17 protein-coding genes and 1 pseudogene are annotated in these 16422 nt (G+C 64.7%); 7 read left to right on the forward strand and 11 right to left on the reverse strand.

What is annotated here, in order from left to right; all coding sequences use genetic code 11:
* Window positions 1-8: 8 nt before the first annotated feature.
* Window positions 9-257, reverse strand: coding sequence for a type II toxin-antitoxin system Phd/YefM family antitoxin (locus H7F35_RS31315; protein ID WP_187110381.1), 249 nt, complete (start codon window positions 255-257; stop codon window positions 9-11).
* A gap of 130 nt (window positions 258-387) precedes the next feature.
* The gene (guaB, locus tag H7F35_RS31320) at window positions 388-1857 is read right to left on the reverse strand and encodes an IMP dehydrogenase (RefSeq protein ID WP_187110382.1); all 1470 of its coding nucleotides are present in this window, start codon (window positions 1855-1857) and stop codon (window positions 388-390) included.
* A gap of 128 nt (window positions 1858-1985) precedes the next feature.
* On the opposite strand from guaB, the gene H7F35_RS31325 reads away from it, so the two are divergent.
* A complete protein-coding gene (locus H7F35_RS31325; protein ID WP_187110383.1) occupies window positions 1986-2504 on the forward strand; it encodes a DUF4124 domain-containing protein in 519 nt (172 codons plus the stop codon).
* Between the two features lie 19 nt (window positions 2505-2523).
* On the opposite strand, the gene H7F35_RS31330 is transcribed toward H7F35_RS31325, so the two are convergent.
* Both H7F35_RS31330 and H7F35_RS31335 read right to left on the reverse strand, forming a co-directional pair.
* Entirely contained in the window at window positions 2524-2859 is a 336-nt protein-coding gene (locus tag H7F35_RS31330; RefSeq protein ID WP_187110384.1) for an RnfH family protein, read from the reverse strand.
* A 3-nt stretch (window positions 2860-2862) separates the two neighbouring features.
* The gene (locus H7F35_RS31335) at window positions 2863-3309 is read right to left on the reverse strand and encodes a type II toxin-antitoxin system RatA family toxin (RefSeq protein ID WP_187110385.1); all 447 of its coding nucleotides are present in this window, start codon (window positions 3307-3309) and stop codon (window positions 2863-2865) included.
* A gap of 63 nt (window positions 3310-3372) precedes the next feature.
* On the opposite strand from H7F35_RS31335, the gene smpB reads away from it, so the two are divergent.
* The 6 genes from smpB (at window position 3373) to H7F35_RS31365 (ending at window position 7740) form a co-directional block, all read left to right on the forward strand.
* Window positions 3373-3849: an SsrA-binding protein SmpB gene (gene smpB / locus H7F35_RS31340; protein WP_093432407.1), complete on the forward strand. Its 477-nt coding sequence runs from the start codon at window positions 3373-3375 to the stop codon at window positions 3847-3849.
* Window positions 3850-3949: 100 nt separating this feature from the next.
* Window positions 3950-4330, forward strand: coding sequence for a hypothetical protein (locus H7F35_RS31345; protein WP_187110386.1), 381 nt, complete (start codon window positions 3950-3952; stop codon window positions 4328-4330).
* 33 nt (window positions 4331-4363) lie between these two features.
* Window positions 4364-4879: an RNA polymerase sigma factor gene (locus tag H7F35_RS31350; RefSeq protein ID WP_187110387.1), complete on the forward strand. Its 516-nt coding sequence runs from the start codon at window positions 4364-4366 to the stop codon at window positions 4877-4879.
* Window positions 4880-4898: 19 nt separating this feature from the next.
* Window positions 4899-5720: an anti-sigma factor family protein gene (locus H7F35_RS31355; protein WP_187110388.1), complete on the forward strand. Its 822-nt coding sequence runs from the start codon at window positions 4899-4901 to the stop codon at window positions 5718-5720.
* A gap of 73 nt (window positions 5721-5793) precedes the next feature.
* On the forward strand, window positions 5794-6189 hold the full coding sequence (locus H7F35_RS31360) for an ATP-binding protein (protein ID WP_187110389.1): 396 nt from the start codon (window positions 5794-5796) through the stop codon (window positions 6187-6189).
* A gap of 99 nt (window positions 6190-6288) precedes the next feature.
* Window positions 6289-7740 carry a hypothetical protein gene (locus H7F35_RS31365; protein ID WP_187110390.1) on the forward strand — a complete coding sequence of 484 codons (1452 nt, stop codon included), beginning with the start codon at window positions 6289-6291 and terminating at the stop codon, window positions 7738-7740.
* A 69-nt stretch (window positions 7741-7809) separates the two neighbouring features.
* Here the strand turns inward: H7F35_RS31365 and H7F35_RS35190 are convergent.
* The 7 genes and pseudogenes from H7F35_RS35190 to rimP all read right to left on the reverse strand — a co-directional run.
* Window positions 7810-7911, reverse strand: a pseudogene (locus H7F35_RS35190) (permease); the annotation flags it as partial.
* 39 nt (window positions 7912-7950) lie between these two features.
* Window positions 7951-9780: a translational GTPase TypA gene (gene typA, locus H7F35_RS31370; RefSeq protein WP_187110391.1), complete on the reverse strand. Its 1830-nt coding sequence runs from the start codon at window positions 9778-9780 to the stop codon at window positions 7951-7953.
* On the reverse strand, window positions 9777-10754 hold the full coding sequence (gene truB, locus H7F35_RS31375) for a tRNA pseudouridine(55) synthase TruB (RefSeq protein WP_187110392.1): 978 nt from the start codon (window positions 10752-10754) through the stop codon (window positions 9777-9779). Before truB ends, typA begins: the two co-directional genes overlap by 4 nt.
* 2 nt (window positions 10755-10756) lie before the next feature.
* The gene (rbfA, locus tag H7F35_RS31380; RefSeq protein ID WP_187110393.1) at window positions 10757-11128 is read right to left on the reverse strand and encodes a 30S ribosome-binding factor RbfA; all 372 of its coding nucleotides are present in this window, start codon (window positions 11126-11128) and stop codon (window positions 10757-10759) included.
* Between the two features lie 21 nt (window positions 11129-11149).
* Entirely contained in the window at window positions 11150-14125 is a 2976-nt protein-coding gene (infB, locus tag H7F35_RS31385; RefSeq protein WP_187110394.1) for a translation initiation factor IF-2, read from the reverse strand.
* A gap of 24 nt (window positions 14126-14149) precedes the next feature.
* The gene (gene nusA, locus H7F35_RS31390) at window positions 14150-15643 is read right to left on the reverse strand and encodes a transcription termination factor NusA (protein WP_187110395.1); all 1494 of its coding nucleotides are present in this window, start codon (window positions 15641-15643) and stop codon (window positions 14150-14152) included.
* A gap of 16 nt (window positions 15644-15659) precedes the next feature.
* The gene (rimP, locus tag H7F35_RS31395; protein WP_187110396.1) at window positions 15660-16313 is read right to left on the reverse strand and encodes a ribosome maturation factor RimP; all 654 of its coding nucleotides are present in this window, start codon (window positions 16311-16313) and stop codon (window positions 15660-15662) included.
* Between the last annotated feature and the right edge of the window lie 109 nt (window positions 16314-16422).

The raw sequence follows: 16422 nt of genomic DNA on the forward strand, positions 1-16422 counted from the left end.
GAAGGCTGTCACGATTGGCGCCCTTCGTCGAGCAATGCGCGCACCGAAAGGCCCGGCTGGATGGTGGCGTGCAGCGCGTCGATCTGGCCGAGTTCGCGCTCGATCTGCTCGTCGGTGATGATCGGCTTGCGGCGCACCGGCAGCATGCGCACGACTTCCTTGCCGTGGCGGGTGATGCGAACCTCCTCGCCCTTTTCGACCGAGTCGATCAGGGCAGAGAAGTTGTTCTTGGCTTCAGCGATGCCGATGGATTGCATTTGGGCCAGAAAAATTGAATCTGGCCCAAATTCTAAACCCAATCTGGCCTTATTTTCAAGGTCTGGCCAGATTGGAAGCTAGGCCGACGCCGGGCCGCCCCACACGCAGTGGGGGCGCGTGGGGGCCACATTACTCCGCGCGGTAGTTCGGCGCTTCCTTGGTGATCTGCACGTCGTGCACGTGGCTTTCGCGAATGCCGGCCGTGGTGATCTCGACGAACTCGGCCTTGTTCTGCATGTCCTCGATGGTCGCGCAGCCGCAGTAGCCCATGCTGGCGCGCACGCCGCCGGCCATCTGGTAGACGATGGAGACGATCGAGCCCTTGTAGGGCACGCGGCCTTCGATGCCTTCGGGCACCAGCTTGTCGGTGTTCGGGTTGCCGGTGGTCGATTCCTGGAAGTACCGGTCGGCACTGCCCTGCTGCATTGCGCCGATGGAGCCCATGCCGCGGTAGCTCTTGTAGCTGCGGCCCTGGTACAGCACGATTTCGCCCGGAGCCTCTTCGGTACCGGCGAACATGCTGCCCATCATCACAGTGCTGGCACCGGCGGCAATCGCCTTGGCGATGTCGCCCGAGTAGCGCACGCCGCCGTCGGAGATCAACGGAACGCCCGTGCCTTGCAGCGCGATGGCGACGCTGTCGACCGCCATGATCTGCGGCACGCCCACGCCGGCCACGATACGGGTGGTACAGATCGAGCCAGGGCCGATGCCGACCTTGACCGCATCGGCGCCCACGTCGGCCAGCGCACGCGCTGCATCGCCGGTGGCGATGTTGCCGCCGATGACGTCGACCTGCGGATAGTTGCGCTTGACCCAGCGCACGCGCTCGATCACGCCAGCACTGTGACCGTGCGCGGTGTCGACCACGATGGCATCGACGCCGGCCTTTACCAGTGCTTCGACGCGTTCCTCGGTGCCGTCACCCACGCCGACCGCCGCGCCCACGCGCAGGCGGCCGCTGGGGTCGCGTGCTGCGTTGGGGAAGCTGGTCTGCTTGGTGATGTCCTTGACGGTGATCAGGCCCTTGAGCTCCCAGTCGCTGTTGATGACCAGCAGGCGTTCGAGCTTGTACTTGTTCAGCAGCGCCTTGGCATCGGCGAGCGTGGTGCCGTCGGGCACGGTGATGAGCTTGTCGCGCTGCGTCATGATTTCGCTGACCGGCACGTCGTAGCGCGTTTCAAAGCGCAGGTCGCGCCCCGTCACGATGCCGACGACCTTGCCGCCGTCGATCACCGGGAAACCCGAGATGCCGAGCTGGTCGGACAGCGCCATCACCTGGCGCACCGAGTGCGTCGGCGTGATCACCACCGGGTCGCGCAGTACGCCCGATTCATAGCGCTTCACGCGGGCCACTTCGGCGGCCTGCTGTTGCGCGGTGAGGTTCTTGTGAACGATCCCGATGCCGCCCTCTTGCGCAATGGCAATTGCGAGGCGGGCTTCCGTCACGGTGTCCATGGCCGCAGAGACGAGCGGCAGGTTCAGCGTGATGTTGCGGGAAAACTTGGTGGCGAGAGAGGTGTCCTTGGGCAGGACCTGGGAGAACGCTGGCACCAACAACACGTCGTCGAAGGTGAGCGCTTTGCCGAGAAGGCGCATGGGTGAAGCTCCAAAAGACGGATTGTAACGAGGGGGCCGGGGTGTCCGCTGGCCCGGGACTTTCAGGACCGTTGCAAAAGCACCCAATCCGGATGTTGCCAAAAGTAAGGCGCAGCTAAACTTCGGGGATGAAATTCGCACACTGGCTGCTACTGGGATGTGTTGCTGCGATGCCGCTCTGTGCGAGCGCGCAATGGCAATGGATCGACAAGAACGGGAAAAAGGTCTTCAGCGATCAGGCGCCGCCGCCCGACGTTCCCGACAAGAACATCCTGCGCCGCTCAGGTTCGCCGCCGCCGGCACGCGCGACCGTCGATGCATCCAATACCGACGCACCACCGGCAGCCGATGCCTCCAGCAGTGCTGCATCCAAGGCACCCAAGCCCACGGGCGTCGACAAGGAACTCGAAGAGAAGACAAAGAAGGCCGAGGCCGAGCAAAAGGCCAAGGAAGCAGCGGAAGCCGCCAAGGTCGCCAAGGCTAGGGCAGATAACTGCGCGCTCGCGCGCCAGGGCAAGGCCACGGTCGACAGCGGCATCCGCATCGCGAAGGTCAATGCGCAAGGTGAACGCGAAATCATGGACGACACGGCCCGTGCTGCTGAGCAGAAACGCCTGCAGACCGTGATCGACAGCGACTGCAAGTAAGCAGCGCTGGCAGAGTCCGTCAGTAGCCGGCCTTGCCGCCCTTGCGGCGAGTCGCAAACAGACCCGTGCCCCGCGCGCCTTGCCGCTGAAAGCGCTCGCGGCGCGCCACTTTCGGGTCCACCTTGAGGGGGCGGCACAGCTCGATGCGGTCGCCGTCCTTCAAGGCCTGATCCCACTCGACCGCCCTGCCCCAGATGCCCGGCGTCATGGCATGCCGCCAGTCCAGATCGGGAAAGCGCGGCACAAGGCCACTGGCCTGCACGGCATCCACCAGCGTTGTTCCAGGCGCGAGCTGCAAGACCTGCTCGAACACCTCGCGTGCTGCGGGCGAGCAGCTCAGCGTGACTTCGATCATCGATCAGGTGGCGCCGTAGACCTGCTCGGCGCGCTTGACGAAGGCTTCGACGAGGCTGGAGGCGATGGTGTCGAACACCGGGCCCACCAGCGCCTGCAGGGCGAAATTGCTGAAGCCGTAGCTCATGTGCAGCTCGACGCGACAGGCGCGCTCGCCCTGCTCGCCCACGGGCACGAACTTCCAGGTGCCATCGAGGTTGGAGAACGGCCCATCGACCAATTTCAATTGCACCTCGCGCCCCGGGACGTGGGTGTTGCGGGTGGTAAAGCTCTGGTGGAAACCACCGAAGGACAGGCCGACTTCGGCGGTCATGCCAGCCTCGTCCTCCTCGATGATTCGCGACTTGTCGCACCATGGAAGAAACTGCGGATACTTCGCCACATCGGTGACGAGCGCATACATCTCTTCGGCGCTGTACCAGATGAGGACGGACTTGTTGACTGTTTTCATAGAATCGGTGCAGCGTGCGCGACGGATTGTATTGAAGCCATGCAGCCCCAACATTCCTGAGTCATGGCCACAAAGAAACAAGATACCTCTTCCCGCATCGCCGACAACAAGAAGGCCGCCTACAACTATTTCTTCGAAGAACGCTTCGAGGCCGGCATGGTCCTCGAAGGCTGGGAGGTCAAATCCCTGCGCGAAGGCAAGGTGCAGCTCACCGACGGCTACGTGGTGATCCGCGATGGCGAGCTGTATGTCGTGGGCTTGCAGATCAACCCGCTCAAGAGCGCGTCGACCCACGTCAGCCCCGATTCGATCCGCACCAAGAAGCTGCTGCTGCACAAGGAGGAAATCCGCCGTCTCGTTGGCAAGGTCGAGCAGAAGGGCTACACGCTGGTGCCGCTCAACCTGCACTGGAAGGCCGGCAAGGTCAAATGCGACATCGCACTGGCCAAGGGCAAGGCCGAACACGACAAGCGCGACACCATCAAGGACCGCGAAGGCAAGCGCGAGGTGGAACGCGCGATGAAGAGCCGCAGCCGCTAAAAAATATTTTTTTGCGAGCGTTGGAATAAAAGGTCGGCTGCGGGCGTTTGTGCAGTTGTCATCGGATCGCCGATGCCAACACCCACACAGGAGTCTTTCCATGTCGCCTTTTCGCGCTTCTTCCGTCGGTCTCGCCGCCATCCTGCTGGGCGGCGTTCTCGCCCTCCCGGTGCTCGCACAGCCCAAGCCCGCTGACGGCGCGCTGGTCGGGCCGAATGGCATGACGCTCTACACCTTCGACAAGGACACGGCCGGCAACGGCAAATCGGTCTGCAACGGAGGCTGCGCGACCAACTGGCCGCCCTTCATGGCCGCTGACAGCGACAAGCCTGCCGGCGACTTCACAGTCGTCACGCGCGACGACGGCAAGAAGCAATGGGCCGCCAAGGGCTGGCCGCTCTACTACTGGGCCAAGGACAGCAAGCCGGGCGACAAGACCGGCGACGGCGTCAACGGCACCTGGAAGACCGCCAAGCCCTGATCGGCCGATCGCCCGCCCTCACCCCGCCCGCCCATGGACGCCCGCCTGCTGGTCGAGCACATCCCGAGCCTGCGCCACTACGCGCGGGCGCTCACGGGCAACGCGCGGGCTGCCGACGACCTGGTGCAGGACACGCTCGAACGCGCCTGCAGCAAGTGGAGGCTCTGGGTGGTGGGCAGCGACCTGCGTGCGTGGCTCTTCACCGTCATGCACAACATCTTCGCAAGCCAGGTGCGGCGCACACCGCCGCCGCACAGCGTGGTGTCGCTCGACGACGTGCCGCACGAGTTGCATGGCGGCGTCGATCCGGGCCGCGACCAGGGCACAGGCATCGACCTGCAGCGCTGTCTGATGCAGCTTCCCGAGGAGCAGCGCGCCGTGCTGCTCCTCGTCACCCTCGAGGACCTGTCGTATGCCGAGGTGGCCAAGGTGCTGGGCATTCCTGCCGGCACCGTGATGTCGCGCCTCTCGCGTGCCCGCGCCCGGCTGCAGGAACTGATGGATGGCGCATCCGCGCCCATTCGCCCCGGCCTGCGCCGCCTCAAATGACAACCGCCGCCGCACCACCATGAACCGCCCCGCCCCGCCCCCTACCGACGACGAGCTGCACGCCTGGGTCGATGGCCAGTTGGCCCCCGATCGCCACGGCGCAGTCGAAGAGGCGCTGGCGCGCGATCCGGCCGTGGCCGCCAAGGTGGCGGCATGGCACACGCAGCGCGACGCCTTGCGGCGGCTGCACGGCGAATTGCTCGGCGAACCCGTTCCCCCCGCTCTGATGAGCGCGCTCGACCGCCAATTGCCTCGGCACACCCGGCGCGGTGCCTGGCTGCGCTGGGGCGGCATGGCGGCCGGCCTGCTGGTCGCCTTTGCCGCCGGCTGGCTCGGCAGCGCCCAATGGTCAGGCACGCTGCGTGCCGGCGCTCAACTGGCACGTGCCCCCGCCGTGCGCGAGTTCGTGCACGACGCATCCGTCGCACACGCCGTCTACGCCCCCGAGAAACGCCACCCCGTCGAGGTCGCCGCCACCGAGCAGCAGCACCTGGTGCAGTGGCTCTCCAAGCGCCTCGACAGGCCGCTCAAGGTGCCCGACCTGTCGACCCAGGGCTACACGCTGGTCGGCGGTCGCCTGCTGCCCGGAGAAACCGGCGCGCGCGCCCAATTCATGTTCGAGAACGCCACCGGCGAGCGCGTGACGCTGTACATCGGCACCCTCGACGCCCGCGCCGCAGACGCCACCGCATCGCGCGAGACGGCCTTCCGCTTCGCCTCCGAAGGCCCCGTGCCCAGCTTCTACTGGGTCGACCAGGGCTTCGGCTACGCCCTTGCCGGCAAGCTGCCGCGAGAAGTTTTGCTCAAACTGGCGACGCTGGCCTACCGCGATTTGTCTTAGCAACCGCATAAACTGCCGGCTCGCGCAATCACCTGGCTTGTTGTCGCGATTTTTCAACTGAAGGAGAAACTGCATGAAATTGCTCAGCGCCTCGATCCTCGCGGCGGCCCTGCTCGCCGGCTGCGGCGGCATGTCCAACAAGACCGCCAGCGCACCCGACGCGCCCACCCGCACCGCCGACGGCGTGCTGGTCGGACCGAACGGCATGACGCTCTACACCTTCGCCAAGGACACGGCCGGCGCCGGCACCTCCGCCTGCAACGCGCAGTGCGCCGCCAACTGGCCCGCGCTCGGCGTGGCCGACACCGCCAAGCCCATGGGCGGCTACACCATCATCATTCGCGAAGATGGCAAGCGCCAGTGGGCCTACAAGGGCTGGCCGCTGTACTACTGGGCAAAGGACGCCAAGGCTGGCGACAAGACCGGTGATGGCGTGGCCAACGGCGCCTGGAAGGTTGCCCGTCCCTGATCCCCTGAGGATCTGAAAAGAAGCGCCGGCCGATGCCGGCGTTTTTTTGTCCGCTTTTCCTGGCACGAAGGCCTCTGCCACCCACGGCAGAATCCCCGCATGACTTCTGACGCCAATCCGGATGCGTTCCTGGCCCTGCTGACGCAGAGCCTCATCACCGACGCGCAGCACGATGCCGTGCTGGCCCATCCCGAGACCGCCACCCTCCCCCCGCTTCCGAGTCCGGCCCATGCGCTGGCCTGGATGCGCGTGCGAGGCCTGATCTCCACAGAGCAGCAGGACGCGGCCCTCGAGAAGCTCGAAGCGGCCACCCCCGCCGACCCCAACCTGGACGACGCGCAAGACACCGCCATCGACGCCGACGACCTCGTCGAGCTGGCCGAACGTGGCATCACGCATGAAGCAGTCGAGTCGCTCTGCAAGGACGGCCTCATCGACACCGAGACGCGCGACATGGCGCGGCGGGAAACGCCCGTCGTGGGCACCGTGCCCGCAGCGCCTGCGACCACGTTGGCCTGGCTCGTGACCGAAGGCCTTCTCGAAAAAGAAACCTTCGACGCCACTCGCGCCCAGGTCGCCACCGAGCCGGGCTTCGCAATGACCGCCGAGCGGCAGCGCATCGTGGCCGAAGCGCAAGTTCTGATCGACGCTGACGAGCAGGCCGTGCGCACATGGAGGCGCCAGGCGCAACGCACCCGCCGGCTCGGCGCATGGAAGTTCATCCTGGGCACGTTGGTCGTGGCCGGCGGGCTCGGCTGGTTCTTCTTTGCGCCGGGCAGCGTGCCCGCCTGCGACGCCGCCTCCACGCGCAAGACACTCGACAGCCTGATGGTCCGCGTGGCCATGGACGTGCGCATGCGCAACCTCGACCCAGGCAGCAGTTCCTCCATCCAGACGCCCTCGGTCGGCAGCATGCGTGAGGTCGGCTACCGCAAGCCGGAGCGCGTGCGCGGCTGCGTCGCGCTCATGAAGCAAGGCGACAGCACCGAATCGATGGCCTACACCATCGGGCCCCGCTCGCCGAAGAGCGACGAGATCGTGGTGCGGGGCGCGGATGTCGCCATCGTCGAGGCCCGATTCGGGCACCTCGACGCCAGCGGCAAGCCGCTCTACAACGCAGAGCCCATCGGTCGCGAGGCGCTGGAGAAGGCCTTTCGCGAAGGCGCAGCGCCCCTGAGTGCGCGTTCGTCTTCCGCCAAGGATGTCCTGCGCCGACACACCGAATCCGGCCTGCTGACCCGGGACCCCGACCGTTCGCGCGAGATTGCCGAGATCGAACTCACCGGCCCCTGCAGGCCGCTCGAAAGCCGCACAGGCCAGACCTGCCCACTGGTCGTCGAATACAACGACCGCCTGCTGGGTGCCATCGCTGGCAGCGGCGACACAACGCTTCCGGTGAGCGGCGAATTCACCTTCGTGCAGGAAGACGGCACCTGGCGCGTGGGAGACGACTTTCCACAGACCTTCACGCGGAAGGTGCTCGAAGCCCGCTTGAGCAGCCTGGGCGTCATGGACGCCGCCATGCCCGCATTCGAGCCCACGCCGCGTTAAGGCCGGACGAACCGAACGACGCGAACCCCGCGGCGCAGCGGCCTAGCGAGCTGGAACACGCCGAGAAAGGCCAGCGTGCCGAGGTCGTGCGCCCCGCCAAAACGACAAAATCACCAGCAGCGACAGCATCGTGAAGAAGCTGCGCCAGAAGGTGATCTCGAAACTGTGCGCCTGTGCGCCAGGCGCTTCAGGCGCAGGGCCCGTGCAGGATCAGGCGGGACGGCCGGCGCGCTTGCGCTCGTGTTCCTTCAGGAAGCGCTTGCGCAGGCGCACGCTCTTGGGGGTGATTTCGACCAGCTCGTCGTCCTCGATGAATTCCACGCCGTATTCGAGCGTGAGTTCGATCGGGGGCGTGATCTTGATCGCATCTTCCTTGCCCGAAACGCGGAAGTTCGTCAGCTGCTTGGTGCGCGTGGCGTTCACCACCAGGTCGTTGTCGCGGCTGTGGATGCCGACGATCATGCCTTCGTACACCGGGTCGTTGGCGCGCACGAACATGCGGCCGCGGTCGTCCAGCTTGCCCAGGGCGTAGGTGAAGATTTCACCGTCGTCCATGGAAATCAGCACGCCGTTCTTGCGGCTGCCGATGTCGCCCTTGTGCGCTTCGTAGCTGTCGAAAATGTTGCTGATGAGGCCCGAGCCGCGTGTCAGGTTCAGGAATTCGTTCGTGAAGCCGATCAGGCCACGCGCCGGAATGCGGTACTCCAGGCGCACGCGGCCACGGCCATCCGGCTCCATGTTGACCAGCTCGCCCTTGCGCTCGCCCAGTGCCTGCATCACGCCACCCTGGTGCTGGTCTTCGATGTCGGCCGTCACCAGTTCGATGGGCTCATGCTTCTCGCCGTTGACGGTGCGGAACACCACGCGTGGCTTCGAGACGGCCATTTCATAGCCTTCGCGACGCATGTTTTCCAGCAGGATGGTCAGGTGCAGTTCGCCGCGGCCCATCACTTCGAAGATGCCTTCTTCGTCGGTCTCGTTCACGCGCAGCGCAACGTTGTGCTGCAGTTCCTTTTGCAGGCGGTCCCAGATCTGGCGGCTGGTGACGAACTTGCCTTCGCGGCCGGCCAACGGGCTGGTGTTGACGCAGAAGTTCATCGTCAGGGTCGGTTCGTCGACCTTGAGCATCGGCAGCGGCGCCGGGTTCGTGGGGTCGGTCACGGTGACGCCGATGCCGATGTCGGTGATGCCGTTGATCAGCACGATTTCACCCGGGCCGGCTTCCGTCGTCTGCACGCGGTCCAGGCCCTGGAAAGTCAGCACCTGGTTGACGCGGCCCTTGACGGCCTTGCCGTCCGGACCTTCCATCACGACCACGTCCATCATCGGCTTCAGGGTGCCCTGGCTGATGCGGCCCACGCCGATACGGCCGACGAAGGTCGAGAAGTCGAGCGCGGAAATCTGCAGTTGCAGCGGTGCATCAGGATCACCCTTTTGCGCCGGCACGTGCTTCAGGATGGTGTTGAACAGGGCTGACATGTCGGGGCCCCACTGTTCACCGGCAGCGCCCTCTTCCATCGACGACCAGCCGTTGATACCCGAGGCGTACACCACGGGGAAGTCCAGCTGTTCGTCGGTGGCACCGAGCTTGTCGAACAGGTCGAAGGCGGCGTTGACCACCTTGTCGGGGTTGGCACCCGGCTTGTCGACCTTGTTCACCACCAGGATCGGCTTCAGGCCCAGGGCCAGTGCCTTCTTGGTCACGAAGCGCGTCTGCGGCATCGGGCCTTCCTGGGCGTCGATCAGCAGCACCACGCCGTCGACCATCGACAGCGCGCGTTCCACTTCACCGCCGAAGTCCGCGTGGCCGGGGGTGTCGACGATGTTGATGTGCGTGCCTTCCCAGGTCACGGCGCAGTTCTTGGCCAGGATGGTGATGCCGCGTTCTTTTTCGATCGCGTTGTTGTCCATCACCGTGTCGACCACTTTCTCGTGATCGGCGAAGGTGCCCGACTGGCGCAGCAGTTGGTCGACCATGGTGGTCTTGCCATGGTCCACGTGGGCAATGATGGCGATATTGCGGATTTGCTTGGTACTCATGGTGTCGCTTCGGTCTGTTGTGCGTTCAAAAGAATTTGCTGAATTTCGATGGGGTTCAGCAAGCGCCCCGGGATCAGTTCGCCGGCCACCACGTGGGCCGTGCCGAGGAAGGCATGCGGTTCGCTGCCGAACACGGCCACCTCTGTCGCGTCGGCCCAGCCGCCGCGGCGGCGCAGGCCCGAAAGAAAGCGAGCCGCATCTTCCGCGCCGAGCGTGACGCGGCTGTGGCCGTCCACCAGCGATTCGGCAGGCAAGAGCTGCGCCAGGCGCTCCTCTTCGTCCATGGCTTCGAGCGCTTCGAGCGTGATGCATTGCGCCTGCCCGAAGTCGCCGGTCGCCGTGCGGCGCAGCGATGTCAGGTGCGCACCGCAGCCGAGTGCCTCGCCGATGTCTTCGCCGAGGGTGCGAATGTAGGTGCCCTTGCTCACGGTCGCAGCGATCCCGATGGCGCGCTGCCCTTGCCGTGCGGCCGACTCGACCAGTTCGGTCAGGTCCAGCTTGTAGATGATGACATCGCGCGGCGCCCGCTCGACTTCGATGCCTTCGCGTGCGTACTCGTACAGCGCCTTGCCGTCCTTCTTGAGCGCGCTGTGCATCGGAGGCACCTGCCGGATCGGGCCGGTGAACTGCGCCTGCACACGCGCCAGGTCTTGTGGCGTGACATTGACAGGCCGTTCGGCGATCACGTCGCCTTCGGCATCGCCGGTCGCGGTCTTGACGCCGAGACGGGCCGTGGCCTCATAGGTCTTGTCGGCATCCAGATGCAACTGGCTGAATTTGGTGGCCGCGCCAAAGCAAAGCGGCAGGACACCCGTGGCGAGCGGATCGAGCGTGCCGGTGTGGCCCGCTTTTTCGGCGCGCAGCAACCACTTGGCCTTTTGCAAGGCCTGGTTGCTGGAGAGTCCCAGCGGTTTGTCGAGCAACAACACCCCATGCACAGGGCGCCGCTGCACCCTTGTGCGTGGCGCATTCATGGCTAGTCGTCTTTCGAACGCGAAGCGACGGCTTGCGCGATGAGCGCGTTCATGTCGGCCGCACGCTCGGTGGTGCGGTCGAACAGAAAGTGCAGCGTGGGCACCGTGTGGATGTGCAGGCGCTTGAACAGGCCGTTGCGCAGGAAGCCTGCGGCCTGGTTGAGCGCGTCGGTGGTCGCGGTCACGTCGCCTGTGAGCATGCTGAAGTAGATCTTCGCGTGCGCATAGTCGGGTGTGACCTCGACCGCCTGGATCGTGACCATGCCCACGCGCGGGTCCTTCAACTCGCGCGCAATCAGCTCCGTCAGATCCCGCTGGATCTGGTCGGCAACCTTGAACGCGCGGTTGGGGGCGGCGGCTTTTCTTTTCGGCATGGCCGGGGTCGCGTCGAACGCTTACAGCGTCCGGGCGATCTCCTTGATTTCGAAGAATTCGAGCTGATCGCCTTCTTTGATGTCGTTGTAGTTCTTGAGCTTGATACCGCACTCAAAACCTTCGCGGACTTCGCGGACGTCGTCCTTCATGCGCTTGATCGAGTCGACTTCGCCGGTGTAGATCACCACGTTGTCGCGCAGCAGGCGGAAATGCGCGCTGCGGTTGACCGAGCCAGAAGTGATGTACGAGCCGGCCACAGTACCGATCTTCGACGCCACGAACACCGTGCGGATTTCGGCCGAGCCGATGATCTCTTCGCGGCGCTCCGGTGCCAGCATGCCCGACATCGCAACCTTGATCTCGTCCACAGCGTCGTAAATGATGCTGTAGTAGTTCAGTTGCACGCCGTTGTTTTCGGCCAGCTTGCGCGCACCGGCATCGGCACGCACGTTGAAACCGATCACGACCGCCTTGGAGGCGATGGCGAGGTTGATGTCGCTTTCGCTGATGCCGCCGACACCCGCGTACACCATCTGGACCTTGACCTCTTCGGTCGCCAGCTTGAGCAGCGACTGGGCCAGCGCTTCTTGCGAACCCTGCACGTCGGCCTTGATGATGATCCGCAGCGTCTGCACTTCGCCGGCCGAAAGGTCGGTGAACATGTTCTGCAGATTCGCGGCTTGCAGCTTCGCCAGCTTGGTGTTGCGGAACTTGCCGGCACGGTAGGTGGCGATTTCGCGCGCACGGCGCTCGTCGGCCATCACCATGAACTCGTCGCCCGCTTGCGGTACTTCGGTCAGGCCCTGGATCTCGACCGGGATCGACGGACCCGCAGTCTTGATGGTCTTGCCGTTTTCATCGAGCATGGCGCGCACGCGGCCATAGGTCGAACCCGCCAGCACCACGTCGCCGGTCTTGAGCGTGCCGGATTGAATCAGCACCGTTGCCACCGGACCGCGGCCCTTGTCGAGCTGGGCTTCGATGACCAGACCCTTGGCGGCGGCATCCACCGGCGCCTTGAGTTCCAGCACTTCGGCTTGCAGCAGCACCTGTTCGAGCAGGTCGTCGATGCCCTGGCCGGTCTTGGCCGACACCGGCACGAACGGCACATCGCCGCCGTACTCTTCGGGCACGACCTCTTCGGCCACCAGTTCCTGCTTCACGCGGTCCAGGTTGGCGTCGGGCTTGTCCACCTTGTTGATGGCAACCACGATCGGCACACCGGCCGCTTTCGCGTGCTTGATGGCTTCCTTGGTCTGGGGCATGACACCGTCATCGGCCGCCACCACCAGGATCACGATGTCGGTGGCCTGCGCACCGCGGGCACGCATGGCCGTGAAGGCCTCGTGACCCGGGGTGTCGAGGAACGACACCATGCCGCGTTCGGTTTGCACGTGGTACGCGCCGATGTGCTGCGTGATGCCGCCGGCTTCGCCCGCTGCGACCTTGGCGCGGCGGATGTAGTCGAGCAGCGAGGTCTTGCCGTGGTCGACGTGACCCATGACGGTCACGACCGGTGCGCGCGGCAGGGCTTCGGCGGTTTGCGCCGACACGTCTTCGTCAGTGAAGGCTTCCGGATCGTCGAGCGCGGCAACCACCGCGTTGTGACCCATGTCCTCCACGATGATCATCGCGGTGTCCTGGTCGAGCGACTGGTTGATGGTTGCCATCATGCCGAGCTTCATGAGCTGCTTGATGACTTCCTGCGCCTTGACGGCCATCTTGTGAGCCAGTTCGGCCACGGTGATGGTTTCAGGCACGTGCACTTCGAGCACGCGTGCCTCGACCGGTGCGGCCGGTGCGTGCTGCTCGTCATGACCGCCTCGGTCGTTGCCGCGACGGCCACGCGGGCCTCCGCGCCAATTGCCGCGACCCACACCACCGCTGGCATCGCCGCGGGTCTTGATTTCTTTCTTCTTGGCAGGATCGCCAGCCCAGCTCGACGAGAGCTTCGCGGACTTGACTTCCTTGCCTGCACCAGCAGCACCAGGTGCTGCTGCCGCGCCAGGCGCAGCAGGCGCGCCAGGGCGGGCCGGAGGAGTGGCCGGCTTGTGCAGCGTGCCCTTGACCGCAGCCTTTTCGGGCTGCGGCTTCTCGGGCGCCTTGTGCGGCACCAGCACGCGGGCCGGTGCGTTCATCATGGCGCGGATGGCTTCGGCTTCGGCGAGGGCCTTGCGGCGACGCTCGTCGAGGTCCTTGGCGCGCGCGGCTTCCTCGTCGGCGCGGGCCTTCGATTCGGCGGCGGCCTTGGCCTTCGCGTCTTCCTTGGCTTGCGTCGCGGCGGTCTGGGCTGCGAGCTTGGTGTCGGCGGCCTGCTGCTCGGCGGCAGCGGCGGCGGCCGTCACTGCGGGAACAGGGGTGGCGACCGGCTTGGCAGGCGTGTCCTTGGCCGTTGCGGTTGCAGCAGCTGCGGCCGCGGCGGCCTTCTTTTCGGCGGCGATGCGTGCGGCTTCCTGCTCGGCCTGTTCGGCGCGCTCGGCCTTTTCGGCCTGCTCGCGTTCGCGGGCTTCGGTCTCTTCACGCAGACGGCGCTTTTCGACCAGCTCTTCTTCCTGGCGGCGAATCAGCTCAGCCTGGCGGCGCGCTTCTTCCTCGCGGCGGGCCAGTTCGGCCTCGTCGACCTGGGGAGCGGCCGGCGCAGCTGCCGGGGCTTCGGCGGATTGCTGTGCGTGCTCCGGCGTGGCCGGGTGGCCTTCATCGCGCTGGATGAAGGTGCGCTTTTTTCGCACCTCGACCTGGATGGTGCGAGCGCGGCCGGTGGCGTCGGCCTGCTTGATCTCGCTGGTCGACTTTTTGGTCAACGTGATCTTCTTGCGCTCCGGCTCGACGGTGCCATGGCTGGCTTTGAGGTGGCCGAGCAAGCGCTGCTTGTCGGCCTCCGTGAGCGCATCGGTGGCGGCCGCTTTGGGCACGCCTGCGCTCTTGAGCTGGTCAAGCAAGGTTTCGGGAGTCTTCTTGAGCTCGTTCGCGAACTCGGCGACAGTGGTACTGGACATATTGGTTTCGTGCCTCCATGACCATCACTCTTGGCCGGCGAACCAATGTTCGCGGGCTTTCAAGATGAGGGCTTTGGCGTCATCGGCGCTGTGGCCGGTGATCTCGGTGAGTTCATCGACCGCGAGGTCGGCGAGGTCGTCACGGGTGTTCACACCCGCCTCGACCAGCTTGGGAATCAGCTCGGGGTCAAGGCCCTCGAGGTCATGCAGGTCCTGGGACACCTGCGGCTGCACCTCGACACCCTCTTCCTTGGCGATTTCCATGGTGAGCAGCGCGTCCTTGGCTCGCGTGCGCAGCTCGTTGATCGTGTCTTCGTCGAAGCTTTCGATTTCGAGCAACTCGGAGATCGGCACATAGGCCACTTCTTCAAGGCTGTTGAAACCTTCGGCAATCAGGATGTCGGCGATTTCCTCGTCGACATCGAGCTTTTCCATGAAGAGCTTGCGGCTGGCATCGGTCTCGACGGCCTGCTTTTGCGCAGATTCGTTGGCGTCCATGATGTTGATCTTCCAACCGGTGAGGTCGGAAGCCAGGCGCACGTTCTGGCCGCCGCGACCGATGGCGATGGCGAGGTTTTCCTCGTCGACCACCACGTCCATGGCGTGCTTTTCTTCATCGACGACGATCGACGACACGTTGGCCGGAGCCAAGGCACCGATCACGAATTGAGCCGGGTCTTCGCTCCACAGCACGATGTCGACGCGCTCGCCAGCGAGCTCGTTGGTCACGGCGTTGACACGGGTGCCACGCACGCCAACACAGGTGCCGATCGGGTCGACACGCTTGTCGTGCGAGAGCACGGCGATCTTGGCGCGCGAACCCGGGTCACGGGCGCAACTCTTGATTTCGAGCAGGCCTTGTTCGATTTCGGGCACTTCCTGGCGGAACAGCTCAATCATGAACTCGGGCGCCGAGCGCGACAGGATGATCGGCGCGCCGCGCAGCGTCAGGTCGACTTCCATGATCATGGCGCGCACACGGTCGCCATTGCGCAGGTTTTCCTTGGCGATCATCTCGCTGCGGCGCAGGCGGCCTTCGACGCGGCCGGCCTCGACGATGATGTCGCCCTTGTCCAGACGCTTGACGGTGCCCACGAAAATCTTGTCGCCGCGCGACATGAAGTCGTTGAGCAGCATCTCGCGCTCTGCGTCGCGGATCTTTTGCAGGATGACCTGCTTGGCAGCCATGGCGCCAATGCGGCCGATAGGCACCGAGTCCACCGATTCCTCGATGTACTCGCCGACTTCGATGTCCGACATTTCTTCCTTGGCTTCGAACAGGAGGATTTCCTGGTCGGGCAGCTGCAGGCCGGCCTCATCGGGAACGACGTGCCAGCGGCGGAAGGTTTCGTAGTCGCCGCTGTCGCGATCGACCGAGACGCGGATGTCCACGTCACCCTGATGGAGCTTTTTGGTGGCTTGCGCCAGTGCGGATTCGACCGCGCCGAAGACGACGTCACGCTCGACGTTCTTCTCGCGCGAGATCGCATCCACCAACATCAACATTTCGCGATTCATGCCACCACTCCTCTGTTCAGTCCGGAACATTCGTTCCGTCGTCAATATCCGAAAAACCCGGTTGGGTTTTGGCCTTGCGGCCCTTGAAATCCACAATGGGCGCAAGCCGCGCATCGCGCAGCTCGCCCAGCACGAAGCCCAGCGCATGCAACGGTGCAGGCGCGCGCTTCTTGCTCACTTTTTGACCTGGCTTGGTCTTGGGCTCGTCGCTCCAGACGATTTGCCAAACCGGAGCCGCATCCGCCGCAACCCCTTCTGCCTTTTCAGCACGCTCCAGCGTGCCGCGAAATTTCTTGCGGGTGGCCGAGACCTGGCCTGCAGCCGCCGCACCCATGGGCGCCTTGAGCGTGATGTCGATCACCGCACCCACAAAACGTCCGAAATCCTGTTCATTGCGCAGCGGACGGTCGATACCGGGCGAGGAAACCTCAAGCCGCTTGTATTCGACACCGTCGACTTCCAGCGCAAACTGCAATTGACGCGTGACCTTTTCGCAGTCTTCCACCGTCACGAAAGGCTCTGGCACGCCGGCAGCCACGTCTTCGGAGGTGGGGGCCGTCCACGGCAAATCAATCGTCACGCGCAGCAATCCCCCGGCCGAGCGCTCGATCTCAACCAGGTCGTAGCCAAGACCGGCCACGGTTTGTTCAACTATTTGCTGCAATGCCACGTGTTCGAAAGTGCCTTTTAAATACCGAATTCGTTTCACCCGCCCGCTACGGATACCCGAATCCCAACAATCTCAATGAATGCTCAAGAATGAATAGACCAAAAAAAAC

Source organism: Variovorax sp. PAMC26660, from assembly GCF_014302995.1.
Lineage (GTDB): Bacteria > Pseudomonadota > Gammaproteobacteria > Burkholderiales > Burkholderiaceae_C > Variovorax.

Bases quoted from the DNA above. Each gene is read 5' to 3' on its own strand.
- H7F35_RS31315 (WP_187110381.1), bottom strand. From the start codon at position 257: ATGCAATCCATCGGCATCGCTGAAGCCAAGAACAACTTCTCTGCCCTG.
- guaB (WP_187110382.1), bottom strand. From the start codon at position 1,857: ATGCGCCTTCTCGGCAAAGCGCTCACCTTCGACGACGTGTTGTTGGTG.
- H7F35_RS31325 (WP_187110383.1), top strand. From the start codon at position 1,986: ATGAAATTCGCACACTGGCTGCTACTGGGATGTGTTGCTGCGATGCCG.
- H7F35_RS31330 (WP_187110384.1), bottom strand. From the start codon at position 2,859: ATGATCGAAGTCACGCTGAGCTGCTCGCCCGCAGCACGCGAGGTGTTC.
- H7F35_RS31335 (WP_187110385.1), bottom strand. From the start codon at position 3,309: ATGAAAACAGTCAACAAGTCCGTCCTCATCTGGTACAGCGCCGAAGAG.
- smpB (WP_093432407.1), top strand. From the start codon at position 3,373: ATGGCCACAAAGAAACAAGATACCTCTTCCCGCATCGCCGACAACAAG.
- H7F35_RS31345 (WP_187110386.1), top strand. From the start codon at position 3,950: ATGTCGCCTTTTCGCGCTTCTTCCGTCGGTCTCGCCGCCATCCTGCTG.
- H7F35_RS31350 (WP_187110387.1), top strand. From the start codon at position 4,364: ATGGACGCCCGCCTGCTGGTCGAGCACATCCCGAGCCTGCGCCACTAC.
- H7F35_RS31355 (WP_187110388.1), top strand. From the start codon at position 4,899: ATGAACCGCCCCGCCCCGCCCCCTACCGACGACGAGCTGCACGCCTGG.
- H7F35_RS31360 (WP_187110389.1), top strand. From the start codon at position 5,794: ATGAAATTGCTCAGCGCCTCGATCCTCGCGGCGGCCCTGCTCGCCGGC.
- H7F35_RS31365 (WP_187110390.1), top strand. From the start codon at position 6,289: ATGACTTCTGACGCCAATCCGGATGCGTTCCTGGCCCTGCTGACGCAG.
- typA (WP_187110391.1), bottom strand. From the start codon at position 9,780: ATGAGTACCAAGCAAATCCGCAATATCGCCATCATTGCCCACGTGGAC.
- truB (WP_187110392.1), bottom strand. From the start codon at position 10,754: ATGAATGCGCCACGCACAAGGGTGCAGCGGCGCCCTGTGCATGGGGTG.
- rbfA (WP_187110393.1), bottom strand. From the start codon at position 11,128: ATGCCGAAAAGAAAAGCCGCCGCCCCCAACCGCGCGTTCAAGGTTGCC.
- infB (WP_187110394.1), bottom strand. From the start codon at position 14,125: ATGTCCAGTACCACTGTCGCCGAGTTCGCGAACGAGCTCAAGAAGACT.
- nusA (WP_187110395.1), bottom strand. From the start codon at position 15,643: ATGAATCGCGAAATGTTGATGTTGGTGGATGCGATCTCGCGCGAGAAG.